The 26,489-nt window shown below is 70.7% G+C and carries 19 protein-coding genes and 1 pseudogene; 9 read left to right on the top strand and 11 right to left on the bottom strand.

The features are described 5' to 3' along the window. Positions 1 to 42 precede the first annotated feature (42 nt). Positions 43 to 708: a FadR/GntR family transcriptional regulator gene (locus tag ACIBZJ_RS42450; RefSeq protein ID WP_395939293.1), complete on the bottom strand. Its 666-nt coding sequence runs from the start codon at positions 706 to 708 to the stop codon at positions 43 to 45. A 77-nt stretch (positions 709 to 785) separates the two neighbouring features. Here ACIBZJ_RS42450 and ACIBZJ_RS42445 point away from each other — a divergent pair, with 77 nt between their 5' ends. After that, positions 786 to 2,180 (top strand): sialate:H+ symport family MFS transporter, encoded by a 1,395-nt coding sequence (locus tag ACIBZJ_RS42445; protein WP_395939292.1) that lies wholly within the window; start codon positions 786 to 788, stop codon positions 2,178 to 2,180. Next, positions 2,177 to 3,088: a dihydrodipicolinate synthase family protein gene (locus ACIBZJ_RS42440; protein ID WP_395939291.1), complete on the top strand. Its 912-nt coding sequence runs from the start codon at positions 2,177 to 2,179 to the stop codon at positions 3,086 to 3,088. The genes ACIBZJ_RS42445 and ACIBZJ_RS42440 overlap by 4 nt, the downstream gene beginning before the upstream one ends. Here the strand turns inward: ACIBZJ_RS42440 and ACIBZJ_RS42435 are convergent. After that, a complete protein-coding gene (locus tag ACIBZJ_RS42435) occupies positions 3,085 to 4,509 on the bottom strand; it encodes an MFS transporter (RefSeq protein WP_395939290.1) in 1,425 nt (474 codons plus the stop codon). The genes ACIBZJ_RS42440 and ACIBZJ_RS42435 overlap by 4 nt on opposite strands. A gap of 86 nt (positions 4,510 to 4,595) precedes the next feature. Between ACIBZJ_RS42435 and ACIBZJ_RS42430 the strand changes: the two genes are divergently transcribed. Continuing rightward, positions 4,596 to 5,279 carry a TetR/AcrR family transcriptional regulator C-terminal domain-containing protein gene (locus ACIBZJ_RS42430; RefSeq protein ID WP_395939289.1) on the top strand — a complete coding sequence of 228 codons (684 nt, stop codon included), beginning with the start codon at positions 4,596 to 4,598 and terminating at the stop codon, positions 5,277 to 5,279. 54 nt (positions 5,280 to 5,333) lie between these two features. Here the strand turns inward: ACIBZJ_RS42430 and ACIBZJ_RS42425 are convergent. Then, positions 5,334 to 5,657 (bottom strand): annotated as a pseudogene (locus ACIBZJ_RS42425) (transcriptional regulator); the annotation flags it as partial. Between the two features lie 150 nt (positions 5,658 to 5,807). On the opposite strand from ACIBZJ_RS42425, the gene ACIBZJ_RS42420 reads away from it, so the two are divergent. After that, positions 5,808 to 6,830 (top strand): zinc-dependent alcohol dehydrogenase family protein, encoded by a 1,023-nt coding sequence (locus ACIBZJ_RS42420; protein WP_395939288.1) that lies wholly within the window; start codon positions 5,808 to 5,810, stop codon positions 6,828 to 6,830. Here the strand turns inward: ACIBZJ_RS42420 and ACIBZJ_RS42415 are convergent. Further along, complete coding sequence (locus tag ACIBZJ_RS42415; RefSeq protein ID WP_395939287.1) at positions 6,819 to 8,585, bottom strand: sensor histidine kinase; 1,767 nt, start codon at positions 8,583 to 8,585, stop codon at positions 6,819 to 6,821. The two genes, ACIBZJ_RS42420 and ACIBZJ_RS42415, sit on opposite strands and share 12 nt — an antisense overlap. 58 nt (positions 8,586 to 8,643) lie before the next feature. Continuing rightward, positions 8,644 to 10,089 (bottom strand): MDR family MFS transporter, encoded by a 1,446-nt coding sequence (locus tag ACIBZJ_RS42410; RefSeq protein WP_395939286.1) that lies wholly within the window; start codon positions 10,087 to 10,089, stop codon positions 8,644 to 8,646. An 81-nt stretch (positions 10,090 to 10,170) separates the two neighbouring features. Here ACIBZJ_RS42410 and ACIBZJ_RS42405 point away from each other — a divergent pair, with 81 nt between their 5' ends. Continuing rightward, complete coding sequence (locus ACIBZJ_RS42405) at positions 10,171 to 10,752, top strand: TetR family transcriptional regulator (RefSeq protein ID WP_395939285.1); 582 nt, start codon at positions 10,171 to 10,173, stop codon at positions 10,750 to 10,752. A 71-nt stretch (positions 10,753 to 10,823) separates the two neighbouring features. Here ACIBZJ_RS42405 and ACIBZJ_RS42400 read toward each other — a convergent pair whose 3' ends face one another. Then, positions 10,824 to 12,035 carry a serine hydrolase domain-containing protein gene (locus ACIBZJ_RS42400; protein WP_395939284.1) on the bottom strand — a complete coding sequence of 404 codons (1,212 nt, stop codon included), beginning with the start codon at positions 12,033 to 12,035 and terminating at the stop codon, positions 10,824 to 10,826. Between the two features lie 214 nt (positions 12,036 to 12,249). Here ACIBZJ_RS42400 and ACIBZJ_RS42395 point away from each other — a divergent pair, with 214 nt between their 5' ends. Next, positions 12,250 to 15,030, top strand: a complete 2,781-nt coding sequence (locus ACIBZJ_RS42395) for an ATP-binding protein (RefSeq protein WP_395939283.1) — start codon at positions 12,250 to 12,252, stop codon at positions 15,028 to 15,030. 11 nt (positions 15,031 to 15,041) lie between these two features. Here ACIBZJ_RS42395 and ACIBZJ_RS42390 read toward each other — a convergent pair whose 3' ends face one another. From ACIBZJ_RS42390 to ACIBZJ_RS42370, 5 genes are all read right to left on the bottom strand, one after another. Then, positions 15,042 to 16,712 carry an MOSC domain-containing protein gene (locus tag ACIBZJ_RS42390; RefSeq protein ID WP_395939282.1) on the bottom strand — a complete coding sequence of 557 codons (1,671 nt, stop codon included), beginning with the start codon at positions 16,710 to 16,712 and terminating at the stop codon, positions 15,042 to 15,044. After that, positions 16,706 to 17,461, bottom strand: a complete 756-nt coding sequence (locus ACIBZJ_RS42385; protein ID WP_395939281.1) for an SDR family NAD(P)-dependent oxidoreductase — start codon at positions 17,459 to 17,461, stop codon at positions 16,706 to 16,708. Before ACIBZJ_RS42385 ends, ACIBZJ_RS42390 begins: the two co-directional genes overlap by 7 nt. A 95-nt stretch (positions 17,462 to 17,556) precedes the next feature. Beyond that, positions 17,557 to 20,322 carry an AAA family ATPase gene (locus ACIBZJ_RS42380; protein WP_395939280.1) on the bottom strand — a complete coding sequence of 922 codons (2,766 nt, stop codon included), beginning with the start codon at positions 20,320 to 20,322 and terminating at the stop codon, positions 17,557 to 17,559. Between the two features lie 201 nt (positions 20,323 to 20,523). Next, positions 20,524 to 21,297, bottom strand: a complete 774-nt coding sequence (locus ACIBZJ_RS42375) for a dienelactone hydrolase family protein (protein ID WP_395939279.1) — start codon at positions 21,295 to 21,297, stop codon at positions 20,524 to 20,526. 113 nt (positions 21,298 to 21,410) lie between these two features. Then, positions 21,411 to 22,337 (bottom strand): universal stress protein, encoded by a 927-nt coding sequence (locus ACIBZJ_RS42370; RefSeq protein WP_395939278.1) that lies wholly within the window; start codon positions 22,335 to 22,337, stop codon positions 21,411 to 21,413. Between the two features lie 137 nt (positions 22,338 to 22,474). On the opposite strand from ACIBZJ_RS42370, the gene ACIBZJ_RS42365 reads away from it, so the two are divergent. The 3 genes from ACIBZJ_RS42365 to ACIBZJ_RS42355 all read left to right on the top strand — a co-directional run bounded on the left by ACIBZJ_RS42365 (position 22,475) and on the right by ACIBZJ_RS42355 (position 26,392). Next, positions 22,475 to 23,368, top strand: a complete 894-nt coding sequence (locus ACIBZJ_RS42365) for an SMP-30/gluconolactonase/LRE family protein (RefSeq protein ID WP_395939277.1) — start codon at positions 22,475 to 22,477, stop codon at positions 23,366 to 23,368. A 166-nt stretch (positions 23,369 to 23,534) separates the two neighbouring features. After that, a complete protein-coding gene (locus ACIBZJ_RS42360) occupies positions 23,535 to 23,867 on the top strand; it encodes a hypothetical protein (RefSeq protein ID WP_395939276.1) in 333 nt (110 codons plus the stop codon). A gap of 17 nt (positions 23,868 to 23,884) precedes the next feature. After that, on the top strand, positions 23,885 to 26,392 hold the full coding sequence (locus ACIBZJ_RS42355) for a tetratricopeptide repeat protein (RefSeq protein WP_395939275.1): 2,508 nt from the start codon (positions 23,885 to 23,887) through the stop codon (positions 26,390 to 26,392). Positions 26,393 to 26,489 lie beyond the last annotated feature (97 nt).

Here is a 26,489-nt window from a genome sequence, read left to right as displayed (position 1 = left end):
TCGGCCGTTCTTGCGGAGGATTCTGCCTGTCGGCGTCGTCGGCTAGGCCCGGCGGCCGAGGCGGTCGCGGACCTCGTCGAAGTGGCGCCGCACGGCCTCCTCGACCGCGTCGGAGTCGCCGGTGAGCACCGCGTCGACGATCCGCTCGTGACGTTCGGCCAGCGCCGACGCGTCTTCCGACCGCACCCCGATCGAGGGCTCAGCGGTGGCGTAGGCGCGCCAGAACACGCCGATCAAGTCCTTGGCCAGGTTGTTGCCCGCCGCCTCGCAGAGGATCTCGTGGAACCGGCAGTCGGCGTCGGCGGAGTCGTGGGCGCCGGCAGCCATCGTCGCGACGCACGCCCGCAGAGCGTCCACGGTCACGGTGGCCACGCCGGACGAGGCCAGCCGCCGGGTCAGCCCCGCCTCCAGCACCTCCCGCAGGTCGAGCAGGTCGGCCAGCGTGTCGGTGGAACGCGCACGGAACGTCAGCCAGGGCAGCAGCGCCTCCGCGCTGGCCGGTGCGACGAACGTGCCGTACCCGTGCCGTACCTCGACGATGCCCTGCGCCTGCAGAGCCTTGATCGCTTCGCGCAGCGGGCCGCGGCTCGTCTGCAACTCCGCGGTCAGGCGCGCCTCGGTCGGCAGCGGCGCGCCCGGGGCGAGGTCCTGATCAGTGATCAGCTCCACGATCGCGTCGGCCAGCTCAGCGCTGCGGGAAGGGCGCACCTCTTGCCTCCGAAAGGTGTTCGGCCTATGGTCCGTCACTGTAGTACGTAGGACGTCCTACAATCCGGGAGACGGCGATGTCACCGACGAAGCTCAGCGAGTTGGCCCCCGCGCAACGGCGAGCGTTCCTGGCCGCCTGGTTCGGCTACCTGCTCGACGGGTTCGACTTCATCCTCATCACGCTCGTGCTCACCGAGATCAGCCAGGAATTCGACCTCAGCCTTCCGGTGGCGGCCACGCTGGTCAGCGCCGCGTTCGTCTCCCGCTGGTTCGGCGGGCTGGCCCTCGGCGCGCTCGGTGACCGGTTCGGCCGCAAGCCCGCGATGATCACGTCGATCCTGCTGTTCGCGGCCGGCAGCCTGCTCTGCGGACTGTCGTGGGGCTACTGGTCGCTGTTCGCGTTCCGCGCGATCGTCGGCCTGGGCATGGCCGGCGAGTACGGGTCCAGCACGACGTTCGTGATGGAGTCGTGGCCCCGGGCGCTGCGCAACCGCGCGACCGGGTTCCTGCTCTCGGCCTATCCGCTGGGCGGGATCCTGGCCGCCCGCGCCTACGCGCTGATCGTGCCGCACACGTCGTGGCGCTGGCTCTTCGTCCTCGGCGCCGTTCCCGCGCTGTTCGCGCTGTACCTGCGGCGCAGCCTGCCCGAGGCGCACGAGTGGGAGCAGAACCGGCCCACCGGGAAGAGCAGCGCCGCGGTGCTGCTCGGCGGCAGCCGGACCCCGCTCACGCTGAGCGTCAGCGTGCTGATCGGCGTCTCTCTGGTGCTGCTGTTCAGCGGGCACGCCGGCCCGTTCTATCCGCTGCTGATCCTCGTCGTCATCGCCGGGTTCGTCACGTTCGCGGTGCAACTGTCGGGCCGGCTGTGGCCGATGGCCGTCGGCCTGATGGCCGTCGTCTTCTGCGCGTTCCTGGCCTCCTGGCCGATCCAGTCGCTGCTGCCGACCTACCTCAAGACCGAGCTGCATTACGACGCCGGACAGGTCGCCAACGCACTGACCTGGGCCGGGCTCGGTTACGCGGTCGGGTCCTGCGTCGCGGGCCTGCTCGGCGACCGGTTCGGCACCCGCACCACGTACTCGATCGGGCTGCTGATCGCCGCCGTGCTGGTCTTCCCCGCGTTCGCGCTGGGGAGCGGTCAGATCGTGCTCGTCTGGATCCTGCTGTTCGCGCTGCAGGCCACCGGCCAGGGCTCGTCCGGGCTGCTGCCGAAGTTCATCGGCGACCACTATCCGGTCCGCATCCGCGCCGCCGGCCTCGGTTTCACGTACAACGTCGGCGCGCTCGGTGGCGCGGTCGCTCCGCTGGCCGGCGCGCGGATCGCCGATTCGCTCGGCCTCGGCCACGCGATGGCGCTGCTCGCCTGCGTGCTCGCGGTGGTCACCGCGCTGCTCGTCGCGTTCGACGTTCCCCGGCGGCTGGCTCGTCCGCAGGACGAGGACGCACCCGTTCTGGAAAGGGAAGCCGTATGACGCTCTCCGGTGTCATCCCTCCGGTCTGCACGCCCCGCGGTGCCGACGGCGCGCTGGACCGCGCGTCCCTGTCCCGGCTCTGTCACCACTTGGTGAACGAAGGGGTGAGCGGCCTGTTCGTCGGCGGTTCCTCCGGAGAAACCGCTCTGTTGGACGCGTCGACGCGCCTGGCCGCCCTCGATGTCGCCGTCGAGGCGGCGGCCGGGCGGGTGCCGGTGCTGTACGGAGTGATCGAGACCGGCACGGCCCGCGTGCTCGAGGCCGCGCGTCCGGCGGCCGCGCACGGGGCGGCGGCGATCGTCGCGACCGTCCCGTTCTACGTGGCACCGCACCCGGCCGAGGTGTTGGCGCACTTCGAGGTGCTGGCGGGCGGTGAGCTGCCGGTCGTCGCCTACGACATCCCGTCGGCGACCCACGTGCGGCTGGAGCCGTCGGTCTCGATCGCGATCGCCCGGGAGGGTTACGCGGTCGGGCTGAAGGACTCCAGCGGCGATCTGGCCGGTATGCGCACGGTGGTCGAGGCCGTTCGCGGCCTGCCGTTCGCGGTGCTCACCGGCTCGGAGGTGCTGGCCGACGTCGCACTGGAACTGGGCGCCGACGGAATCGTGCCCGGCCTGGGCAACGTCGACCCGGCCGGGTACGTGCGGCTGTACGAGGCCGCGCGAGCCGGCGACCGGGCCGCCGCCACCGCCGAGCAGGCCCGGCTGACCCGCCTGTTCGGCATCGTCGACGTCGCCGACCGCACCCGCGTCGGGTTCACCGCGGGTGCGCTCGGCGCGTTCAAGGAAGCGCTCGTCTACCGGGGCTGGATCGACTCCCCGTCGACGTGGCCCCCGCTCGCGCCGCTGGACGACGTCGAGAAGAAGGCCGTTCATGCTCTGCTGGAGCAGTACCTCGGCCGGTCTTAGGCCGCGACGGCCTCGGCCAGCTGCTCGGCGTCCGGCACCAGCTGCGGTGAGGTCAGCGCGATCACCAGGTTGACGCCGGCGAAGACGGCCGCCACCAGCAGCCCGCGGTGGAAGCCCTCGACCAGTGCGTTCACCGGATCGCCGCCGCCCGCCACCAGGTCGGTGACCCGGGAGGTGGAGATCGTGGTGATGATCGCCAGACCCAGCGCGCCGCCGACCTGGTAGCCGGCCGTCACCACTCCGGAGGCCGCGCCCGCGTCGTCGTGCTGCACGTCCGCGACGGCGTTGATCTGCGCCGGAATGCTGACGCCCATGATGCCGACGCCGAAGAGCAGGAAACCGGGCAGCAGGTCGGTGGCGTAGTTGCCGCTCGCGCCGGCGTGGGTGAGCAGCCACAACCCGATCACGCTGAGCACCGCGCCGCCGAGCATCACCGGCCGGGTGCCGATCCGGGCCACGAGCTGGGAGGCGCCGACCGCGGCCACGATCGCGGCCACGCCCATCGGGAGGAACTGGAGGCCGGTGTCGAGCGCCGACAGGCCGCGGACCTGCTGCAGGAAGATCGCGCTGAGGAAGAACATGGCCAGGAACGCGGCCCCGTTCAACGCGAGCACCGCGGTGGCCGTGCTCATGCCGCGGGAGCGGAACAGCCGCATCGGCACCAGCGGAGCCTGGCTCCTGCGCTCGACCAGGATGAACGCCGCCAGCAGGACCACCGCGGCGACGAGCGAACCGACGACCTCGCCCGAGCTCCAGCCGAGCGGCTCGGCCCGGATCACGCCGAAGATCAGCGCCAGCACGCCGCCCGTGGCCAGCACCGCACCGGCGGCGTCGAACGTCCGCGGGCCCTCGGTCTCGACCCTGCTCTCGCGGATGATCCGCGGCGTGACGACGATCAGCGCGACCGCGATCGGCACGTTGACGAAGAAGACCCACTCCCAGCCGGCGCTGTCGACGAGGACGCCGCCCGCGATGACGCCGAGGGTTCCGCCGAGCCCGGCCAGGCCGCCCCAGATCCCGAGCGCGATGTTGCGCTCGCGGCCGTGGGCGAACGTGACCGTGAGAATGGACAGTGCCGCCGGCGAGAGCAGCGCGCCGCCCAGGCCCTGCACGGCCCGCACCGCGATCAGCACCTCCTGCGACTGCGCGAGCCCGCCGCCGAGCGAGGCGGCCGCGAAGAGCGCCAGGCCGACGACGAAGAGGCGCCGGCGCCCGAGCAGGTCGGCGGCCCGGCCGCCGAGGAGCAGGAATCCGCCGAACACCAGCGTGTAGGCGCTGATCACCCACTGCAGGTTGTCGGGGGTGAACTGCAGGTCCTTCTGGATGTCGGGGAGCGCGACGTTCACGATCGTCACGTCCAGAACCACCATGAATTGAGCTAGGGCGAGCACCGCAAGGGTGGCCCAGGGGCTGCGTCGCATCGTTTCGCCTGTCGTCGTGTACGCAGTACATGTACGTCGTATAGGAACGGTGACAGGCAAACATGTACGTCGTATAGTTGTCAACCATGGCGCGGCGGCGGAGTGACACAGCAGTCAAGGAGCGGCTGAGCCGCGAGCGGATCGTCGAGTGCGCGATCGCCCTGGCCGACGCGGAGGGGCTCGAGGCCGTGACCATCCGCCGGCTGGCCCAGGACCAGGGCGTGACACCGATGGCCCTGTACTGGCACTTCAAAGACAAAGAACTGCTGCTCGACGGTGTCGCCGAGAAGTTGCTGGCCGACGTGGTGCTACCTGCCCGCACCCCGGACGAGCCGTGGTACCTCGAGTTGCGCGGCGTGCTGTCGGCGCTGCTCGTGGTGCTCGACGCGCACCCGGCCGTGGCCGAACTGGTCGAGATCCGGGTGCTGCTCTCCGAGCGCGGCATGGAGATCGCCGAGCACGCGCTCGGCCTGCTGCGCGACGCCGGTTTCAGCGCCGAGCAGGCGGCTCAGCTGGCCGGTCACGCGCTGCACTCGATCATCTCGATGGTGACGCGCAAGCCCGGCCTGATGGTGGGTGAGGAGCCCGCGCTGCGGGAGGAGCGTCTGCGCCTGAAGAAGTCCGCGTTCGCCGCGCTGTCGCCGGAGCGCTTCCCGAACGTGGTGGCGTCCGCAGACGCCTTCACCGTCTGCGGTGACGAGCCGGCGTACTTCGCACTCGGCCTCGACCTGTTCATCGAGGGAGTCCGCGGAATCCAGCCGCGAACCTGACCCTCGGCCCGCGGCTTCGCAGGAGCGGCACCGGCCGTGCCGAGGCCCGGCGGCTCAGCGCGGGGATTCGAGGGATTCCGCTGAGGTCGGGGTCGCGGCCCAGGACGCGAGCAGAGTGAGGGCGTGCGCGGTCGGCGAGTTCGGCTCGGCCGCGTAAATGGTCATCTTGAGCCCCGGCTCGGCCACCAGGTCCATCGTCTCGTAGGCGAGCTCCAGGTCCCCCACGACCTGGTGCCGGAAGTGTTTCACCCCGGTGCCGTGGAGCCGGACGTCGTGCGAACCCCAGCGGCGGCGGAAGTCGTCGCTGCGGGTGGACAGCTCGCCGACCAGGTCGTGCAGAGCCTTGTAGTGCGGGTCGATACCGGCCGCCGTCCGCAGGTGCACCTCGGCTCTATTGTTCACCCTTCCGACCGTACGACGCCCGGCGCCGGCCTGGGATGGATGTACTGCTGGTACACGTTTCGTCAGTGCCTTTCGCAGGAATTCGTCGCGAGGTTGTCTGAACTCGTCCACTGCGAAAGGAATGTCATGCGTGGTGCAGTTCTGCATGCTCCCGGCGACGTCCGGGTCGAGGACCGGGCCGACCCGCGGATCGAGGCGCCGACCGACGCGATCATCCGGGTGTCGGCAGCCTGTGTCTGCGGCTCCGACCTCTGGCCGTACCGCGGTATCCAGACGATGGACGGCCCGGCGCCGATGGGCCACGAGTACGTCGGGATCGTCGAGGAGGTCGGGAGCGAGGTCACCGGCGTGCGGCCGGGCCAGTTCGTCGTCGGCTCGTTCTGGGCCTCGGACAACACCTGCGAGATCTGCCTGTCCGGGTACCAGAGCGGCTGCGTGCACCGGGTGGGGATGGGCTCGCTCGGTTCGCAGGCCGAGTACCTGCGGGTGCCGCTGGCCGACGGCACGCTGGTCGCGACGCCCGAAGTGCCCCCGGCCGAGCTGATCCCGAGCTACCTGGCCGCCTCCGACGTGCTGGGCACCGGCTGGTTCGCCGCTGTCGCGGCCGAGGCCGGTCCGGGCAAGACCGTCGCGGTCGTCGGCGACGGTGCGGTGGGCCTGCTGGGCGTGCTGGCCGCGAAGCAGCTCGGCGCCGAGCGGATCATCGCGGTGAGCAGGCACGAGTCGCGGCAGAAGCTGGCGCTCGACTTCGGGGCCACCGATCTCGTCACCTCGCGGGGTGAGGAGGGAGTCGCGCGCGTCAAAGAACTGACCGGCGGCCTCGGCGCGCACTCGGTGATCGAGGCGGTCGGCACGCAGGAGTCGATGACGCAGGCCATCCGCTCCGCACGGGCCGGCGGACACGTCGGGTTCGTGGGCGTGACCCACGACGTCAGCCTGTCGGGCCTGGAGATGTTCTGGTCGCTGGTGCACCTGCACGGCGGTCCGGCACCGGTGCGCCGGTTCCTGCCCGAGCTGATGGAGCTGATCGGCAACCGGACGATCGATCCCGGCCGCGTCTTCGACCTGGAGCTCCCGCTGGAGCAGGCCGCCGAGGGCTACCGCGCCATGGACGAACGCCGAGCCGTCAAAGCCCTCCTACACCCCTGAGGGAGCGGACCGGACCGAGGGCAGGCGGAGGTGCAGGCGGGTGCCGGCACCGGGCACGCTCTCCAGGGTGGTCCGGCCGTGCAGGGCCCGGATGCGGGCGTCGATGCCGGCCAGCCCGCCGCCCGGCACCAGCCTGGCTCCGCCCGGCCCGTCGTCGGTGACCGTGCCGTGCAGCCACCCGTTCACGACCTTTATCTCGACGCTCACCCGCGCGCCCGGGGCGTATTTGGCCACGTTGGTCAGGCCTTCGCACAGCGCGAAGTACGTCGTCGCCTCGACCGCGGGCGGGGTGCGTCCCGCGTCCACGACGAACCGGACGGACAGGCGGAGCCGATCGGCGACCTCGGCCAACGCCGGACCCAGACCATCGGTGCGCAGCACCGCCGGACGCAACCCCAGGGCCAGTGACTCCAGGTCGCCGATCGTGGCGATCACCTCGTCGCGGCAGGACGCGGCGGCCGATCCCGACGGGTCGGGCAATCCGGCGTCGGCCAGCCGGCCGAGGTGGTCGGCCAGCGCCGCGAGGCGCTGCTGGGCACCGGCCCGCAGGTCGTTGGCCAGTCGCAGACGTTCGGCGGTCTCCCGCTCCCCCACCCGCGCCTGGGCCGCGAGGACCTGTTCCAGCTGAGCGGTGGCGACTGCCTGCAACTGTGCGGTCAGGAGAGCCTGGCTGCCGGCGCGGAGCACCGCGTCCACCATTCCCGGACGCCGTCGCAGACCGTCGTCGAGCTCGACCAGCGCCAGCGGCTGATGCTCGTCGGTGCGGGCCTCGGCCCACCAGCGGCCGGAGCCGGTCTTCTCGCGGAACGCCCGGCCACTGCGGTCGACGTAGTTCTGCTCGGCGGGCACCCAGAACAGCAGCCGCAGCCGCGGGTCGTGGAGCGCCGCGGCCAGCGCGTCCCGGACGGTTCCGATGGAGGTCGTCGACGACGTCATCCGCACCACCCGGTGCGGCGCGTCGACCTCGCGCCAGCGCTCCCGCAACGCGCCGGAGAGCAGGGTCAGCGGCACCGCGGTCGCGACACCGGTGAGGACGACGTAGAACGACAGGAGCGCGTCGAGCTCGGTCCAGGCGTCGGAGTGGGCGGTGAGGACCGCGGCGATGACGCCGAAGACGCCGGTGACCAGCAGCACCGGTAACGCGGACGGCCGGTCGAGGGCCGACAGCCGCCGGGCCCGCCGGACCAGGAGCGCGATGTACCAGGCGGCCAGGATCACCTGGCCACCGATCACGATCTGGATCACCCGGTCGAAGACCCAGCGCTCGGTCGTGAGGTGCGGCCAGAACACGTCCGGGGCCAGGCCGTTCCACTCCGGAGGGGACACCAGTGCGACGACGAACTGGCCGCCGAGCAGGACGGTCAGGCTGAACGCCACCCAGCCGCGTTCGGCGCGGCCGGTCAGCCGGCCGCCGGGGAACGACAGCACCGCGTAGCCGGCCAGGACGTAGAACATTCCCTGGGCGTAGAACGAGATCTGCGGCCACGGACCGCTGTTCCAGGACACCGTCCAGGCCAGCGAGCCGCAGACGGCCCCGGCCGGAAGGAGGTAGCCGACCCGGCGGCGGCTGTCGCCGGCGTCGAGGAGCAGACCGCCCGCCGCAGCGAAGCCGACGCTGCCCGCGCACGTGAGCACGGCCGCCGGGATGTGGTGGTGCCAGTACGGCGCACCGCAGAGAAACGTGAGCAGGCCGGCCGCGAACCCGATCAGCGCCGCATGCCCGGCCTGGCCGGGGACCTTCGCGACGGGTCTCACGACGGCATGTTACGTATCCGCGGGCCGCTCCGCCGCCCCCCGTCCGGTGGGCAGACGGTCAGTGGACCGGGCCGTCGACCGCCGCGGTGCGGCGCACCAGGAGGGCCGCGACCACCGCGACCAGCGACACGACGCCGCCGGCGATGAACGCGTCGCTCACCCCGTCGGCCGTGGCGGCCTTTTCGGTCGCGCCGGCGGCGAACTCGGACGCGGTCGTCCGGGACAGCACCGTGATGAACAGCGCGGTACCGGCCGCACCGGCGAGCTGCTGCAGAGTGCTGAGCACGGCGCTGCCGTGGCCGTAGAGACCGGACGGCAGGCTGCCGAGCGCGGACGTCATCAGGGGCGTGACCATCAGCGCGAGCGCGGACATCAGCATCACGTGCAGCAGCACCACGACCGCGAGGGCGGTCGTCGGTCCGACCGTGGCCAGCAGCCAGAGCGCACTGCTGAGCACGACCGCACCCGGGATCACCAGCGGACGTGGCCCGAACCGGTCGAAGAGCCGCCCGACCAGCGGAGACAGCGCGCCCATGGCGATGCCGCCCGGAAGCACCAGCAACCCCGCGGCGAGCGTGCTGACGTCACGGACGGTCTGCAGGTAGATCGGCATCAGGATCAGCCCGCCGAACAGCGCGACGAACCCGGCCAGCGTCACGAACGTCGAGACCGTGAAGTCACGGCGGCCGAAGACCCGCAGGTCGAGCAGTGGGTCGCCGGTCACGGTGAACTGACGCCGGGCGAACAGGACGAGCGCGATCACGCCGACGAGAACCGGGATCCAGGGCGCGACCGGCGTGTGACCGGAGGCGTCGCCGAGGCTCGACAGACCGTAGATCAGGCCGCCGAACCCGACCGCGGAGAGCAGCAGCGACAGCACGTCCAGGCGGGCCGGCCGCGGGGTGGTGACGTTGCGGACCTTCAACGCGCCGAGCACCAGGCTGAACAGCGCGATCGGCAGCACGACGAGGAACAGCCAGCGCCAGCTCAGCCGGGACAGCACCACGCCCGACACGGTCGGGCCGACCGCGGGCGCGACCGAGATGACGATCGAGATGACGCCCATGACCCGGCCGCGCATGTGCTCGGGAACCAGGTTCATCACGGTGGTGATCAGCAGCGGCAGCATCACGCCGGTGCCCATGGCCTGGATCACGCGGCCGGTGAGCAGCAGCGGGAAGCCGGGCGCGAGCGCGGCGACGAGCGTGCCGGTGCTGAACAGCACCATCGCGGCGATGTAGATCTGCCGGACGCTGAACCGCTCCATGATGAAGCCGGTCGCCGGGATGACCACCGACATCGTGAGCAGGAAGCCGGTCGTGACCCACTGGGCGGTGGATGCGGAAATGTCGAGGTCGGTCATGAGGTGCGGGAGGGCCAGGCTCATGACGGTCTCGTTGAAGATGACGACGAACGTCGAGACGAGCAGTAACGCGATGAGGGTGCGGTCTTCCCGGCGCAGTTGCGGTCGTCGGCTGATCTCGGGGGCGGCTGCGATAGCCAAGAAGGACTCCTCGGGGACCTGGTGCTGGGAGCCAGCTTAGTGGCAGTCACTGCCATGTCGGCGGTGACTAGCATCGGGGGCGTGACTGACATCACCGGTCTTCGTGAGCGTCGCCGGCTGGCCACCGCGGCGGAGATCGAGGCGGCCGCGTTCGCGTTGTTCGAGCGGCAGGGGTCGGAGCACACCACGGTCGACGACATCGCCGCGGCCGCTGGGGTGTCACCCCGGACGTTCTTCCGCTACTTCCCGACGAAGGAAGACGCCGTGCTGGGCGTCAAGAGGTCGTTCTTCGACGCGGTGAGCGATTTCCTGCCGTCGGGCGATCTGACGTTCGGAGGCCTGGCCGGCGCGACCGCCTCGGCCCTCGGGGCGTTCAGCGCCGGTGAGCACGCACCGCTGCGGTTGATGATGCGGGTCCGGTGCCTGTGCAAGGCCGACGGAAACCTGCGCTCGGCCTCGCTGGTGCTCGACGCCGAGCAGTGCCGGTCGAGGCAGCAGGGCGCGGGGTCGGTCCGCGCGCGGCTGGTGGTGGAGACCGTCAGCGTCGTGCTCAACGCGGCCCTGGACGAGTGGGCGACCCGGCGGGTGGCCGGAGAAGACGCCGACGTGGCGGACGTGTTCCGCAGCACGTGCGCGCTCCAGCGAGGGCTACTGCGCGGGTAGGCCGACTCGGCGCGGCCGCGCCGGACGAGACCAGCGTCTCCCGGTGGGGAGACGCTGGTCTCGGATTGCTACTAACCGCGCAGGCTCGCGAGTACCTCGGCCGGCACCGGCCGGCCCAGCATCTGGCAGGTGGTCACGACGTCGGCACCGAACACGGTGGCCTCGTAGTACCGCTTCACCCCCGCGTTCTCGGTCGGGTCGTTGGGCTCGCCGGTGGCGTCGGAGACCGCCGTGCGCCGGCCGTCCTCGGTCGCCACCGCGGTGCTGTGGTGGCCCATCGTGTCGCCGCCGTGGCCCCACACCGTGCCGCACGCCGAGTCGGTCCGGAACAGGCCGAGGCCGTAGCCGCCCTTGATCGGGTAGTCGGCGGGCAGCGGAACCGTCGTCTTCATCTGCTCGAGCTGTGCCGGCGAGAACAGCTTGCCCTGCAGCAGCGAGGAGAAGAACCTGGACAGATCGTCCGTCGTGGTGACGATCGCACCGGCCGGACCGGCCCAGCTCCCGATCGGCCACCCGGAGATGTCGGTGTACCGCGGCGTGCCGCTCGCGTACTCGATCGCGTAGCCGTGCGCCGTTTTCCCGGTCTTCGGGTCGGCGTAGTACGTGTGCGCCAGCCCGAGCGGCTCGGTGATGCGCTCCCGCACCAGGACCGGCATCGTCTTCCCGGTCTGCTTCTGCAGGATCATCCCGAGCAGCGTGTAGTTCGTGTTCGAGTACTGCCAGCCCTTTCCGGGCGCGAAGTACGGCTGGTGCCCGAACGCGATCTTCAGCAGTTCGGCGTCGGTGTAGACGTGCTGCGGATCCTTGGCCATGTCGGTGAAGAAGGCCGGGTCACCGGTGTAGCTGAACAGGCCGCTGGTGTGGTTCAGCAGCATCCGGACGGTGATGTTCCGGCCGTTCGGCACGACCCCGGGAAGGTACTTCTCGACCGGCGCATCCAGCCGGAGCCGGCCCCGGTCGACCTGCTGCAGTGCGAGCGTGGCGGTGAACGTCTTGGTGTTGCTGCCGGCCTCGAACTGGTCGTGCGTGGTGAGGCGACGGCCGGTCGACTTGTCCGCCACCCCCTCGGCCAGGGTGTAGACCTGACGTCCGTTGTCGATCCGGACGACGTACCCCGGCGGCCCGGCCTTCCGGACGTGCTGGGCGGCCTCCCGCTGCAGGGCGTCGTTCACCTTCGGCGGGTCGGCGACGGCCACGTTGCTCATTCCGACGCCCGTCAGCGCGGCAGCCGCGGCGAGGACCAGTGCCGCCGTACGGAAGGGGATCTTGGTCGTTTTCGTCATGCTTCGATCCTGTCGAGAACGGGCGGCGGGGTCATTGCCGCCCACTACTCGACCGGCCGTCGCGCCAGCGGTACCGCGGAGGTAGCGCCTACTGCACCTCCGGCGGACCGGTGCCGATGGCAGCGGAAGTGAGTATCGTACGGAGAACGGGCGTTCCGTCGCACGAGCGCTCAACAGGCCCGGTCAGTGCCACATTGGACAACCGTAGGGCGGCATGGCTCGCCAGATCCGAGGACCGGAGCCGAGGCTCTTCGGCCGTGCACGCGAATGCCAGGCCCTCGACCGCCTGTTGACCACCGCATCCGCCGGCACGAGCCAGGTCCTGGTGTTGCGCGGCGACCCCGGCGTCGGCAAGAGCGCGCTGTTGCACTACCTCTCCGGCCAGGCCGGCGACTGGCACGTCGCGACGGCAGTGGGCACCGAGTCCGAGATGGAGCTCGCCTACAGCGGCCTGCACCAGCTCTGCGGGCCGATGCTCAACCACCTCCAGGCCTTGCCCGGCCCGCAGCGCACGGCCCTGGCGACGGTCTTCGGGCTCAGCGCCGGCCCGCCACCCGACCGGTTCCTGGTCGGGCTGGCCACGCTGACGCTGCTGGCCGAGGTGGCCGAGGAGCGGCCGCTGATCTGCCTCGTCGACGACACGCAGTGGCTCGACGAAGCGTCGACGGAAATCCTCGCCTTCGTGGCCCGGAGGCTGCTCGCGGAGCGGATCGCGATCGTGTGCGGCGCGCGCCGGGGCACCGGCGATCGGGTTCTGCCCGGCATGCCGGAGCTGGCCGTGCGGGGGCTGGACGACGCCGCCTCCCGGGCGCTGCTGCTGAGCAACGTCCGCGGTCCCGTGGATGCCGCCCTGTCCAACCGGATCGTCGCGGAGAGCCAGGGGAATCCCCTCGCGCTCATCGAGCTCCCCCAGGCCTGGAAGAACGATGATCTGGCCGGCGGCTTCGGGTTACCGGACAGCCGGCCGATCAGCCACAAACTCGAAGAGGGCTACGCCCGGCGGTTCTCCTCTCTTCCCGCCGACACGCAACTGCTCGTCCTCATCGCCGCGGCCGAGCCCACCGGCAACACCGCGCTGCTGTATCGCGCGACCGCCGCGCTCGGCCTCGACATCTCGGCGCTCGCCCCGGCGATCGACGCCGGGCTGGTGGCGCTCGGTGCCCGGGTCCAGTTCACGCATCCCCTCGCACGCTCGGCGGTCTACCGCTCGGCCGCGCCCGCCGACCGGCTCCGCGTGCACGGCGCACTGGCCGCCGTGACGGACGCCGACACCGATCCGGATCGCCGCGCCTGGCACCGCGCCGGCGCGGTACCGGGACCGGACGAGGACGTCGCGACCGAGCTCGAAGACTCGGCCGAGCGCGCCCGGGGCCGTGGGGGGCTCGCCGCCGTCGCCGCGCTCCTCCAGCGGGCGGTGGCACTGAGCAGCGACCCGGCCCGGCGCGCGGAACGCGCCCTCGCCGCGGCGAGGGCCAGTGCGAACGTCGGCCGGTTCGACGCGGCGCGCCGTCTCGTGGCCAGCGCGGAGATCGGGCCGCTGGCCGAGTACCAGCACGCGGAGGTCGACATCCTCCGAGCCCAGATCTCCCTCTTCGAAACCAGGAGCGCCGACGCTTTCGCGTCACTGCTCAAGGCCGCGAAACGACTCGAGCCGGTGGACGCCGGTCTCGCCAGGGACACCTACCTCGATGCCTGGGCGGCCGCGTACATCGCCGGCCACGGCTCCGCTGCCGACGACCGCCTCACCGTGTCCCGCGCGGCACTGGACGCGCCCCGGCCGGACGGGCCCGCCCGTCCGGTGGATCTCCTGCTGGACAGCCTCGCCACGGTGATCATCGAGGGGCCCCGGGCCGCTGCTCCGCAGCTTCACCGGGCGGTGGCCACGTTCATCGACGAGGCCTGCCCGCCCGAGACGATCGTCCGCTGGAACTGGCTGGCCGTCCTGGCGGCGTGGACGATCTGGGACGACGAGAGTGTCTACGCCCTGTGCACGCGGGCGTTGACGGTCGCCCGTGGGCGGGGCGCGCTGGCACGGCTCGAATTCGAACTCGGCGTCTACGGTCAAGCCGCGGTGCGGTGCGGCGACTTCGCCGACGTCTCGCAGGCGATCGTGGAGATGGACGCGATCAGCGACCACACCAGCACCGTCGTCGCGTCGTACCTCCCGATGAGGCTGGCCGCCGCCCGCGGGCAGGAGGCCGAAGCCAGGGCGTTGATCCAGGCGGTCGTGAAGGACGCCGCGGCCGCCGGTCAGAGAGCCGTGCTGGAGCGCAGCGACTTCTCCCGCCTCGTGCTGTGCAACAGCCTCGGTCAGTACGAGGACGCGCTGGCCGCCGCACGCGAGAGCACTGGCGACGAACCCGAGATGTTCGGGTCCGCGTGGATCGCGGTGGAGTTGCTCGAAGCCGCGACCCGGGCCGGACGGACGGCCGTGGCCGAGTACGCCCTGCAGCGAGTACTCGGAGCCACCGCTCATCTGACCCACGACGGGGCCCGGGGTATCGCGGCCCGGTCCCGGGCCCTGAGGGCAACGGGCGAGCAGGCCGACGCCCTGTATCGAGACGCGATCGAGCACCTCGGCCGCAGCCTGTTGCGTCCCGAGCTCGCGCGCGCCCACCTGCTCTACGGCGAGTGGCTGCGCCGGGAGCACCGCCGGGTCGACGCGCGGGAACACCTGCGCGCAGCCCACGAACAGTTCACCGCGATCGGGATGGAATCCTTCGCCGAGCGCGCCCGACTGGAGCTGTCGGCGACCGGTGAGACCGTGCGCAAGCGGACCGGCGACCTGCGCAGCCATCTGACGCCGCAAGAGCTGCAGATCGCGCGGCTGGCACGCGACGGTCTCTCCAATCCGGAGATCGGCGCCCGGCTCTACCTCAGTCCCCGCACCGTGGAGTGGCACCTGCGCAAGGTGTTCGGAATCCTCGGCATCACCTCGCGCCGTCAGCTTCGTGCGCGCCCGTCGTTGCTGGACACCAGGCTCCTCGAGGCCTAGGGCCGTCGGCTTCAGAGGTCGAGCACGACGTCGTCACGGGGGTGGCTGCAGCACAGCAGGACGTCCTCGGGGCCGGGCCGTTCGAGCGGCTCGGGCTCGTAGGTCACCTGACCGCCGAGCAGCGGGGTGACGCAGTTGTGGCAGACACCGGTGCGGCAGGACCAACGCGTCGGCACGTCGCAGGCCTCGGCGAGCGTCAGCAGCGATGCCCGGTCGGCCGACCACCGCACGGTCAGGCCGGCGCGGGCGAACGTGACCTGCGGTCCGGTACCGGGCGGACCGGCCGGTGGGTGGGGGCGAACCGCGGCGGCAGTGCTGGTCACGCCCGGGTTGAACGCTTCCCGGGCCCCGAAGCGCTCGGTGTGCAGCCGCGCGGGGTCGAATCCCAGCCCGACGAGCGCGCTGCTCATGTCGTCCATGAAGGCTTGTGGACCGCAGAGGTAGGCACTGGCGGAAGCCGGCAGGCCGAGGCCCGCCAGCGTGGCCGCGGACAGCCGTCCGCCGTGCCCGGCAGTGAGGAACAGCTGCTGGTGGGCGTTCGGGAGCGTCTTCAGCAGTTGGCCGGCCTCCTCGCCGAACGCGAGCTGAGCGGCGTCGTGGGCGGTGTGCACCCACCACACCGCGCGTCCGGAGTGCTCGGCGGCGAGCTGGTGCAGCATGGCCAGTACCGGGGTGGCGCCGACGCCCGCCGAGAGCAGCAGCACGGGTTCGTCGCCCGGAGCCAGGACGAACTCGCCGCGGGGCGCGGCCGTCTCGACCTCCGCGCCGACCCGCAGCGCGGTGTGCAGGAAGGTGCTGACCCGGCCGTCGCGTTTCACGCTGATGCGGTAGGTGGCGTCGCCCGGCTCGGAGGAGAGCGAGTAGCTGCGGACGGCGCCGTCGACGCGGAGCGTCACGTACTGGCCGGGCCGGGCCGGCGGCAGCGGGGAGCCGTCCGGAGAGGCCAGCCGGACCGAGCGAATCGTCGAGCTCTCCCGGGTGAGGTCCGTGACCCGCAGGGCCCGGAAACCGGTCCAGGCCGACGTCGCGGCAGCGCCCCCGTCGAGCAGGTCCCGGAACGAGCCCTGCCAGCCCGGGCTCAGCGCCGGGACGTCGACGGCGTCCTCGAGCCGACCCCGGTCGCGGCCGGGCAGGTAGAGCAGTGCGTCGATCTCGGCGACGGTCATCTCGTGCGGCCCGCGGCGGGTCCGGACGATCCGGTCGCCGGCGCCCACCGCACCTTCGGCGAGGACCCGTAGATAGAAGCCGGGCCGGTGATGGGAGACCAGCAGCGCGGGCAGGTTCGGGGTGCCGAGCCGCAGACCCAGCCGGTAGCAGGTCACGCGGGGCTGGGTCACCTCGAACTCGGCGTCGCCGATCCGGTACCGGTCGCCGATGCACACCTCGTCGTCGGCCAGCCCGGTGACGGTGAAGTTCTCGCCGAAGTGGCCGTAGCCGATGTCCGGTCGGTCCAGCACCGTGCGCCAGTACTCGATCGACTCCAACTGGTAGACCAGCACGGCCCGGTTCTCGCCGCCGTGACCCCCGAGGTCTCCCTGGCCGTCGCCGTCGATGTTCAGCCGCCGGGCCATCCGTGGCCCGGTCACCGGCGTTTTCCAGATACCGGTCCGGACGGTTTTGTCGTGCCACGCGACGTCCTTGGGCATCCCGACGTTCAGCGACAGGAGGGTGGGGGTCACCATGTCTGCTCCCCCGCGCGGACCAGCATCTCGTTCACGGCCACCCGCCGCTCGCGGGTGACGATGTAGCCGATCGCGTCCGCGATGTCTTCGGCGCGTAGTGGCTCGATGGCGGCCGGCCGATGCCCGACCGCGTCGTCGACGTGGTCGGCCGGTTCCGCGGCGACCGCGCCGGGTGCGACGACGCTGACCCGTACGCCTTCGACCAGGAGCTCCTGACGCAGCGCCTCGGTGAAGCCGTTCAGGCCGAACTTCGTCAGCGCGTAGACGCTCCCGCCCGGACGTGCGACCCGTCCGGCGGTCGAGCTGACGTTCACCAGGTCGGTGACGTGGCGCGGGGACGTCGCGGCTCCGTCGATCAGGTAGGGAACCGCAGCGTACGTCGTGTGCAGGAGCGCTGACACGTTGAGCGCCACCATCCGGTCCCATTCCTCGATCGTGGTGTGCAGGGCGGTGTCGAGCCGCATCACTGCGGCGTTGTTGACCAGGATGTCCAGGCGACCGAGGAGGTCGACGGTGTCCCCCACGAGTTGCCGCGCCCGTCCCGGCTCGGTGAGATCGCACTCGATCGCGAGAGCGCCCCCGCCCGACGCCAGGATGTCGTCGGCCAGCCGATCGAGGCGGTCGCGGCGGCGCGCCACCAACGCCACGGTGGCCCCGAGCGCGCCCAGGTGACGCGCGGTGGCGGCACCGATACCGCTGCTCGCTCCGGTCACGAGTGCGACGGCTCCGGTCAGTGCCTGCTCTGCCACGACTTCCTCCGACGCTAGCGCTCACTGCCGACGTCGTGACGTTCGCGGTTCGGTACCCGTGCTCGCGCCAGGGAGTCTCCCTGGTCTGCCCGCGACTACGTGGCGGTGTCGTCGGCGCTTTCGGTTCGCAGGGCGTCGCGCAGCTCGCGACGCGACCCTACCGACAGCTTCCGGAAGACCTTGCGGAGGTGCCATTCCACGGTTCGCGGGCTCAGAAAGAGCCGCTCGCCGACCTCGGGGTTGGAGTAACCGTCTCTCACCAGCAACGCGATCTGCCGCTCCTGAGGAGTCAGTTCGTCTGCGGCCGAGGACCGGGTCGTCCGCGCCCGTACCTTCTTACCGGCGGCCAGCAGCTCGCGTCGGGCGCGTTCGGCGAACGCCTCCATGCCGATCTCGACGAAGCAGTCGTGCGCCGTGCCCAGCTGAACGCGCGCGTCGGCCCGGCGGCCCTCCCGGCGCAGCCATTCGCCGTAGACGAGGTGAGCCCGGGCGAGTTCGGGGCGCAGTTGTGTCCGGCCCAGCCGTTCGACCGCCTCGAGGTAGAGCGCGTCGGTGTCCGGTGCCTCGCTCAGCATCGCCCGCGACCGGGCGAGGATCCCGAGCGCCCAGTCCGTGCCACAGGGCTGCGTCGCTTCGGTCAATCGTCGGAGGGCGTCGCGGGCCAGGTCGTCCTCACCGAGACGGGCCGCCGCCTCGACGAGCTCGGGCAGCACCCAGACCGAGACCCACAGCTCGGGGATCCCGAGACACACCTGCGCCGCGCGCGCCGCGCGGTCGTAGCGGCCCAGACCGTTGTTGAGGATGGCAGCCGCCCAGTTGGCGCAGGTGACGCCCATCAACTGACCGCCCGCACCCGCCTGCTCGAGGGTCTCGTCGATCAGGAGTGACGCCTCGGCCTCCCGACCCCGCTGAGCAGCCAGGAAGAGCTTGGCGTTCGGTGCGTGCGGGCTGCCGGTCGCGGCGGCGACCAGGTCGGCCTCGGCGGCGATCGCGGCGGCCTCGGTGAAGTCGCCGATCCAGGTGGTGGAGATCCCCAGGGAGATCAGGCAGAGCGGCAGCTCGGTCAAGGCGCCGGCGTCGCGGATCACCTCCACCGACCGGAGGTACAGCCGGTGCATGAGCTCGTCGTCCCACACGGCCGCGCTGATACCGGAGACCACCCAGCCCCACCGCAGGACGTCCTCCGCCGGATAGTCCGCGAGCCCGGCGGCGACCCGCAGCAGAGTCGGGATGGCCGCCGCCCGCCCCTCGGTGACGAGTAAGGCGTACCCGTCGAGCGCCAGGTCGAGATTGCGGCCCGGCACGGTCGGAGGCAGCCGCGTCACCGCCCGGGAGATCGCGAGCAAGCTCTCGCCGGCCGCTGCAACCAGTGCCGCCATGCCCCAGGCCAGGAAGTAGGTCTCCCGAGCGAGAACCGCGTCGAACGGCTCGAGCTGTTGCGCCGCGCTGAGCAAAATGTCGGGGCCCTCATCGTTGAGCCCGGACGCGAACGCGATCTGACCTCGCAGGAGGCGGACGCGGGCGCGCTGGAAGTCGGTCCGGGCGCTCTCTTCCGCCAGGTCGGCGAATCTCCGCGCGCCGTCCAGGTCACCGGCTCGCAGGCTGGCGACCGCGGCCGCCCGCGCGCGGTCGGCACGCCGGGAGGCGTCGCCGGTGAGCGCGACGGAGCGCTGGAGGAACGCCGCGGCGGCGGCGAGTCCGCCGCGCGCCTGGGCCCGGTCGGCGGATCCTTCGAGTTCGACGGCCACCGCTTCGTCGGGTGCAGCTGCGGCCGAGGCCAGGTGCCAGGCGCGGCGATCCGGATCGGCCTGCGCGTCGGTGGCTTCCGCCAGCGCCAGGTGCGCCGCGCGCCGATCCTTCGCCTCCGCGGCTCCGTACACCGCCGAACGCACCAGCGGGTGCCGGAAGACGACGTATTCGCCGATCGACAGCAGCCCGTCGGTGCCGCCCGCGAGGGCTTCGGCGGGGGTGACGCCGAGCCGCCGGGCCGCACGCCACACCAGGGCCGGATCTCCAACCGGCTCAGCGGCCGCGACCAGCAGAAGAAGTCTGGTCGCCGCGGGCAACCGCTCGATCCGGGCCAGGAAGCTGCCCTCGATCCGGCCGGGCAGCGGATCGGAGCGCAGCAAGCCGAACCCACCCGCCATCTGGGTGACGGTCAGCCCGCGCGGCAGTTCGAGCATCGCCAGCGGGTTGCCCTTGGTCTCCGCGACGATCCGATCGCGGATCTGCTGGTCGAGCCGGGAATGAGTGACGGAGTCGAGCAGCGCGTGGGCGTCGGCATCGCGGAGCCCGGTGACCTCGAGCGTGGGCAGGCCGGCCAGTTCGGCCCCGGGCTGCCGGACGCCGATGAGCAGGACGATCGACTCGGCCAGCAGCCGCCGGGAGACGAAACCCAGGATCTGGGCGGAAGCCCGGTCGAGCCACTGGGCATCGTCGACGACGCACAGCAACGGCTGTTCCTCGGAAGCACCAGAGAGGAGGTTCAGTACCGCTAGGCCGACCAGGAACCGGTCTGGCGCGGCACCCTCCCGGAGGCCGAACACCCTCTCGAGCGCCGCACGCTGCGGGCCGGGCAGCCGGTTGCGCCGATCGAGCAGCGGCGCGCAGAGCTGATGCAACGCCGCGAACGCCAGCTCCATCCCGGACTCGACGCCGGCGGCGCGCATCACCCGGGTGCCGGTCGCCGCGGCCACCGCGTACTCCAGCAGCGCGGATTTCCCGACGCCGGCGTCACCTCGGAGGATCAGCACCCGGCTCTCGCCCGCGCGTGTCGCGGCCAGCGTCTCGTCGATCAGGGTGCGCTCGGCGCCCCGGCCCACCAACGTCGTGCGGGCACGCCTGCCGTCGCCTCGTCCCACGAGGTACCGCCTTCTGCTCAAGCGGTGCGATGAGCGGTCGACGTCGGCCGCGCCACGAGGCTATTACCGCCGGAGCGGGTTGGGAACGCGCTCACCCACCCGCTCGCAAGTTGGCACAGATCGGGCCGGACCGGTCGGTCCCGACGCGCGCGAACAGGGGGCCGGAGCCACTACGCCGGCCGGGAGGCGAGTCGGGACCGGTCAGACGGCGAGGACGTCAGCCAGGAAGGCACGGATGTCGGCATGCGACCGGGCGTCGGCCGTCGCGTGGTAGGACACCCCGGTTCCCGCCCCCGGTGCGGCGCCCTCGTGGGTGAAGCCGTGCTCGGCGCCCCCGTACACGTTCAGCTGCCAGTCGGCTCCGGCTCGCTCCATCTCGGTGGCGAACCGCTTCACCTGCGCCACCGGCACGTGGGGATCCAGCGCCCCGTGACAGACCAAGACGCGGGCACTGATCGAGCCGGGCCCGGCCGGGGCCGGGGTGGCCGGGGCCGGGGCGGCCAGGGTGCCGTGCACGCTGACCGCACCGGCCAGCGCCGCTCCGCTGCGGGCGAGGGTCAGTGCGGCCAGGCCACCGAAACAGAACCCGATCGTGGCGTGGACGCCGGCCGGCCCGGATGCGCCGGCGAGCACGGCCAGCGCGGATCGACCGCGCTCGGCCAGCAGCTCGGGGTCGTCACGTAAGGCGGTGAGCTGGGCCATGATCCGTTGCCGGTCGCCGGCCACACCGTCGCCGTACAGGTCCGCGGCGAACACCACGTAGCCCAGATCCGCGTACCGGCGGCCCTGTCTCCGAGCGTGCGCGTCGAGGCCCGCGCCGCCGTGCAAAAGCAGAATTCCCGGACGGGACCCCGGTTCACCCGGGGGCCGAAACAGCAGGCCGGTGCAAGAAATATCGCCCACCCGATAGGGCAGAGGCTGCGCATTCGCCGCGGTTGGTTTCACGCGGAAGAATCTAGTACTCAGAAAGCGCATTATATCAGCATCAGCTTTTTGATAAAACGGTTGATCGGTTGGACTTCTATTGTCTGTTCAGACCCTCGCCGCGGTGGGCCGGCCACCGTCATCCGGTCCCGGCACGGTGGTGGTCATGACGTCTCGGGCGCGCCCGGCTCCTCCTCCCCTCCGGAACGGCATGCACGCCGGACGACCAGCACGGGACAGTCCGCCTGGTGGACGAGCCGGCGGCTGACCGAACCGAGCCGCATCCCGGCGAAGCCGCCGCGGCCGTGCGAACCGACGACGATCAGCTGCGCCATCGTGCTCAGCGTCAGCAGTGCGGGGGCCGGGCCGTCGCGCACGATCTGCGAGTCGATCGAGACGCCGGGGTACTTGTCCGCCCACCCGCTGAGCGTCGACTCGAGCCGGTTGCGCGCCTCCGTCCGCAGCGTGTCGAAGCTCGCCCAGACGCCGGCCATCGTGCGCGCCGTCGCCTCGAGGGTCACGTCGCTCCAGGCGTGGACCGCGACGAGCGGCGCGTGCCGCACGGCCGCCTCCTCGAACGCGGCGGCCAGCGTGGCGTCCTCGTGGTCGGTACCCGCGACGCCGACGACGACGGGAGCGGTCCCGCCGGACCGCTGGTGACCGCGGACCACCACGACCGGGCAGGCCGCATGCGCGGCAACCGCTGCGGACACCGAGCCCAGCAGCACGGTGGCGACCGGATTCAGGCCGCGGCAGCCGACGACGAGCCGCTCGCTGTGACGCGCGCCGTCCAGGAGCGCGCGAATCGGCGGCAGCGCGACGACGGATGCCGTCACGTCCACGTCGGGCGCCGCCAGGCGAACGCGGTCGAGGGCGGCGGCCAAGTCACGCCGGGCCTCGTTCTCGATCGCGCCGCGCGGATCCGGCAGCGGGTACGGCGTGTAGGCGGGCACCGGCACCGGCACTTCGAGCCCGTGCAGCAACCGAAGGCACACCCCGCGGTCGCGGACGTACTCGACCGCCCAGTCCACCGCCGCCAGGGCGGATTCCGATCCGTCGACGCCGACGGTCACGACGCGCTTCTCGCTCATCTCCGGCCTCCTCGGCTCTCGTCCTCAGCGTGCGACGACGCCGCGCCGGACGGCAGAGGCAAAGGTCCTGCCGCGCCCGGGTCCGCTGCTCACCCGAACCGGTCGACATCGAGCCGGATGTGAGCTTCGATCACCTGATGACGGCGGAAGCGGAGCTGGTCGCGCCGGGGGCTCACCTGGAGCGGGTCTGGACCGGCGGGAGCTGGGGCGAGGGACCCGTGTGGCTCCCGCAGACCCAGAGCCTGCGGTGGAGCGAAATTCCCGGCAACAGGATCTACGAGTACGACTCGCTGTCCGGGCGCACCCGCGTCCACCGGCAGAACGTCGAATTCACCAACGGACGGACGCTCGACCTGGCCGGACGGGTCGTGCAATGCTCGCACGGGCGCCGCTGCGTCGAGGTCGAGATCGACGGCGAACCGGCCACGCTCGTCGACCACTGGCGCGAACATCGGCTGAACTCACCGAACGACGTCGTCGTGGCCTCCGACGCGGCGATCTGGTTCACCGACCCGCCCTACGGCATCACCGAGCCCGACGAAGGCCATCCGGGCTCAATGGAGTACGGCGGTTGCTGGGTCTTCCGCTACCAGCCCGAATCCGCCACCCTCGAGCCCGCGATCACCGACCTGCAGCGCCCCAACGGGCTGGCGTTCTCCCCGGACGAGAGCCTGCTCTACGTGTCCGACACGGTGGACACCGCACGCGGCCTGATCCGGGTGTACGACGTGTCCCACACGACGGCGAGCAACGGACGCGATTTCGCCACCGTCCTACCGGGCTGCTCCGACGGCTTCCGCGTCGACGTGGCCGGCCGGATCTGGACGTCGAGCCTGGACTCGGTGCAGGTGCTCTCGCCCCAGGGCCGGCTCGTGGCACGGATTCCCGTGCCGGAGAAGGTCTCCAACCTGTGCTTCGGCGGCCCGGACGGCACCGACCTGTACGTCACCGCGTCCACCAGCCTCTACCGAATCCGTACGCTGACCACCGACGCCACCTGGGCCCGGACGGCCGCCGGAAAGACCTCCTGAGGACCAGGGGATACCAGAACCGGGGTACCGGCCCGCGCATTCAGCGAACGTGGTCTGCTAATGCGGCCTCCCCACGGAAATCGAACGACGAATCCAGGTCCTGCCCGCACGAAGTGCCGGGCCGTACGAGGTCACGGTGGGCACCGACCCGCGATACGATGCCCGCGTGGGGAAGGTCTTGAGCGGGGTGGGGTTATTCCTTGCCGCAGCCTGCCTAGTCGGGTTGGCCTTCGTACTCGCCCGCCAGGGCGCTGAGGCCGCCAGCTACTGGGCTGCGCTGGGCGGATTTGTCGCAGCGATCGTCGGCATCGGTATTTCGGTACGGGCGACACGTGCAACTGCCGATCCGTCGCGTACCGGCCCTGATTCATTCCGAGTACAGCAACGCGGTACCGCATCGCAGGGCGGCATGACCGTCCAGGCCGGGCGGGATGCGCACATCGTCACGCGAAACCCGCCGGACGAACCGGAAAACGACACCACCACGCCTCACCGATAACACCTAACCCAGGTGAAATGAAAGACCCCAAGCAGTTCAGAAGCGGCTGCGGCCCGACGGCGACTGCAGCCTTCCTGACGATCACGATCGTGCTCGTCGTCGGGATCACGGGGTTCGGCTACTTCGTCGACCTCCTCCCCCACTGGCACTGGATGTCCGGCTTCAAATGGCTATTCGTGCTAGTGGCCGCTTTGCTCTGCTGGGCAGTCCTCGTTGCTGTCGTCCCGGTCCGCTACCTCGGCCTGCCCGAACCCGCCGATCCGTTCGAGCTGCCCGAAGTGGGGGGAGAACGAGGTCTCTGGCTCGAGGAGGAAAGACCGTCGCCGACCGGTGAGGGTTCTGCGCCCCGCTCGGCCAAGGTGGACCAGAACGCGGTGGCGTGGAGCAGCGGGACGGTCCTTCAATCCGGCCGCGATGTCCACCAAAACATCTTCAACATTTACGAAGCGCCTTCGAGCAAACCACTGTCTCGCCGCACTCGCCGGGTGAAAACGACCAACCTTCCCCCTCGCAACCCCTCGTTCTCCGGTCGTGAAGAGTGTCTGGAGAAGTTGACCAGCACAATTTCCGACGGGCCGGTCACGGTGCTCGCGGTGGGTGGGCTCGGGGGAATAGGAAAGACCCAGATAGCCCTGGAGTTCGCCCATCGGGGGGCGGACAGCGGGCGCTACCCGATCACCTGGCTGGTCCGCGCCGACTCGAAGGTGACCATCGCCAAGGACATCGCCGCGTTGGCTCCGACGTTTTCGGTCAAGCGGTCGAAGGACATCCAGAGGACGATCAGCGGGGTGCTGGACGCATTACGGAGCCGGGCTGATTGGTTGATCATCTTCGACAACGCTCCCAGCGCGGACTTCATCCGGCTATGGCTTCCCGGAGGAGCCGGGCACACGTTGATCACCAGCCGTGATCACGCCGGCTGGCAAGACCTGGCCAGAACCATAGATCTCGCCGGATTCACCAAGGTCGAGTCGATGTCCTACGTCGTCAACTGCCTCTTCGGATCCGACGCTGCCGACGAGGACGAGCTCACGGCCGTCCGCGAGCTCGTCGAGGCGCTCGACAACCTGCCGCTGGCTCTGGCTCAGGCCGTCTCGTACGCCAAAGGGTGCAAGCTCTCGGTCCGAGGCTACTTGGACCTCTACCGGGATCGAGCGGAGGCCGGGCGGCTGTTGGCACAAAAGATCGGCGGCTACCCCGAAAGCGTCGCTACGACCTGGCTGATCCACTTCCGCGATCTCGCCCGGGACAACCCGGCCGCCATGGAGCTCTTGCAGCTCTGTTCCTTTCTTGCTCCGGACGAGATCGATCTGCTCGTGATCCTGTTCAATCCGGAGCTCCTCCAGGGTGAGCTCACCGGCAGACTAGCCGAAACCGCGCGCTCGCGAATGGACGTGCAGAACTGCGTGGCCGCCCTGCTGCGAACCGGCTTGATCACACGGATCGATGATGCACGAATTCGGATACATCGCCTCGTTGCGGAGGTCACCCGCCTCCAGCTGGACGAAAGCAGCCCGGCCGACAAGGGTACTGCGGCCGACTGGACGCTTCACGTACTGCAAATCTTGAGAGCCGTGATGCCGGACAACCCCTGGGAATATCGCAATTGGCCGGTGGTGGTGAACCTGATCCCGCACATAGAGTCAGCGGTTGACCGGGCAATCCTTCTGAACGTGGCCGACGACAATGCCGGTATCGCGCTCACCCAGCTCGGTACGTACTTGTGGCGTCGGGGCAGCTACTCCGCGGCGTGCGACCTGCTGGAACGCGCGGTCGCCATCAAGGACAACTTCTTCGACGAAGAGAATTCCTCGGTGGCCACATCGCTGAACGGCCTCGGAGTAGCCCAGCTGGAGGCTGGATTCGTCCAGAAATCGAAGCAGAGTTTCGGACGCGCGTTAGGAATCCTCGAAGTCACGCAGGGCCCCCGAAGCGTCGAGTACGCGAGGATTTTGTCGAACCTGGGCCACGTGCAGCAAAAGTTGTACGCAAACGGGAATGAAGCGACCAAGAGTTACCTCCAGTCGAATCTCATCCTGGAGGAACGCCTCGGAAAAGACCATCCTTTCATGGCCAGCAACGTCGTAGGAATCGCACGGATCAAGATCAACGAACGAGCGTACGCCGAAGCAGCGAAGGAGTTGAGCCGTGCGCTCCACATCTATGTCGAAGCTTATGGTCCCGACCACCTGGATGTCGCGAGAACGCGCACCGAGCTAGCCGTGGCACTCCAACTCGTCGGCGATCTGAGAGCCGCAGTCGAATGCCACACCCTTGCGCTGCGCGTCTACGAGGTTTCGTTGGGGTCGGACCACCCGTTCGTGGCCACGACTCTGCTCAACCTCGGCAATCTCGAACAGGCCAGAGGCAACAACAAGGCCGCCCGCCCGCACATCGAGCGCGCGATCGCGATTCAGGGAAGGCTTCCCCTCGAGCACCGGTCGGACATCGACCGGGCTCGCCGACTTCTCGCCGAAAAACGGCGGACGCGACGGTGGCGCCGGCACCTCGGCCGAGCCGGCTAGCCCCAATACCGGTAACTTAGGTCTAATTCGGTCGTTGGTCAGGTCGTGCCACGTGCGGGTCAGGTAAAGGTCGTCGGTGAGCGGTTGTCGGATCGGG

Origin of the sequence: Cryptosporangium sp. NPDC051539, from assembly GCF_044454545.1 — a bacterium.
GTDB lineage: Bacteria > Actinomycetota > Actinomycetes > Mycobacteriales > Cryptosporangiaceae > Cryptosporangium.
This window is presented reverse-complemented; position numbering and strand designations above follow the sequence as displayed.

Excerpts from the sequence above, each read along its gene's own strand:
- ACIBZJ_RS42430 (WP_395939289.1), top strand. The coding sequence starts at position 4,596 with ATGGCGCGGCGGCGGAGTGACACAGCAGTCAAGGAGCGGCTGAGCCGC.
- ACIBZJ_RS42445 (WP_395939292.1), top strand. The coding sequence starts at position 786 with ATGTCACCGACGAAGCTCAGCGAGTTGGCCCCCGCGCAACGGCGAGCG.
- ACIBZJ_RS42395 (WP_395939283.1), top strand. The coding sequence starts at position 12,250 with ATGGCTCGCCAGATCCGAGGACCGGAGCCGAGGCTCTTCGGCCGTGCA.
- ACIBZJ_RS42355 (WP_395939275.1), top strand. The coding sequence starts at position 23,885 with ATGAAAGACCCCAAGCAGTTCAGAAGCGGCTGCGGCCCGACGGCGACT.
- ACIBZJ_RS42400 (WP_395939284.1), bottom strand. The coding sequence starts at position 12,035 with ATGACGAAAACGACCAAGATCCCCTTCCGTACGGCGGCACTGGTCCTC.
- ACIBZJ_RS42370 (WP_395939278.1), bottom strand. The coding sequence starts at position 22,337 with ATGAGCGAGAAGCGCGTCGTGACCGTCGGCGTCGACGGATCGGAATCC.
- ACIBZJ_RS42365 (WP_395939277.1), top strand. The coding sequence starts at position 22,475 with ATGACGGCGGAAGCGGAGCTGGTCGCGCCGGGGGCTCACCTGGAGCGG.
- ACIBZJ_RS42420 (WP_395939288.1), top strand. The coding sequence starts at position 5,808 with ATGCGTGGTGCAGTTCTGCATGCTCCCGGCGACGTCCGGGTCGAGGAC.
- ACIBZJ_RS42440 (WP_395939291.1), top strand. The coding sequence starts at position 2,177 with ATGACGCTCTCCGGTGTCATCCCTCCGGTCTGCACGCCCCGCGGTGCC.
- ACIBZJ_RS42435 (WP_395939290.1), bottom strand. The coding sequence starts at position 4,509 with ATGCGACGCAGCCCCTGGGCCACCCTTGCGGTGCTCGCCCTAGCTCAA.
- ACIBZJ_RS42375 (WP_395939279.1), bottom strand. The coding sequence starts at position 21,297 with ATGCGCTTTCTGAGTACTAGATTCTTCCGCGTGAAACCAACCGCGGCG.
- ACIBZJ_RS42390 (WP_395939282.1), bottom strand. The coding sequence starts at position 16,712 with ATGGTGACCCCCACCCTCCTGTCGCTGAACGTCGGGATGCCCAAGGAC.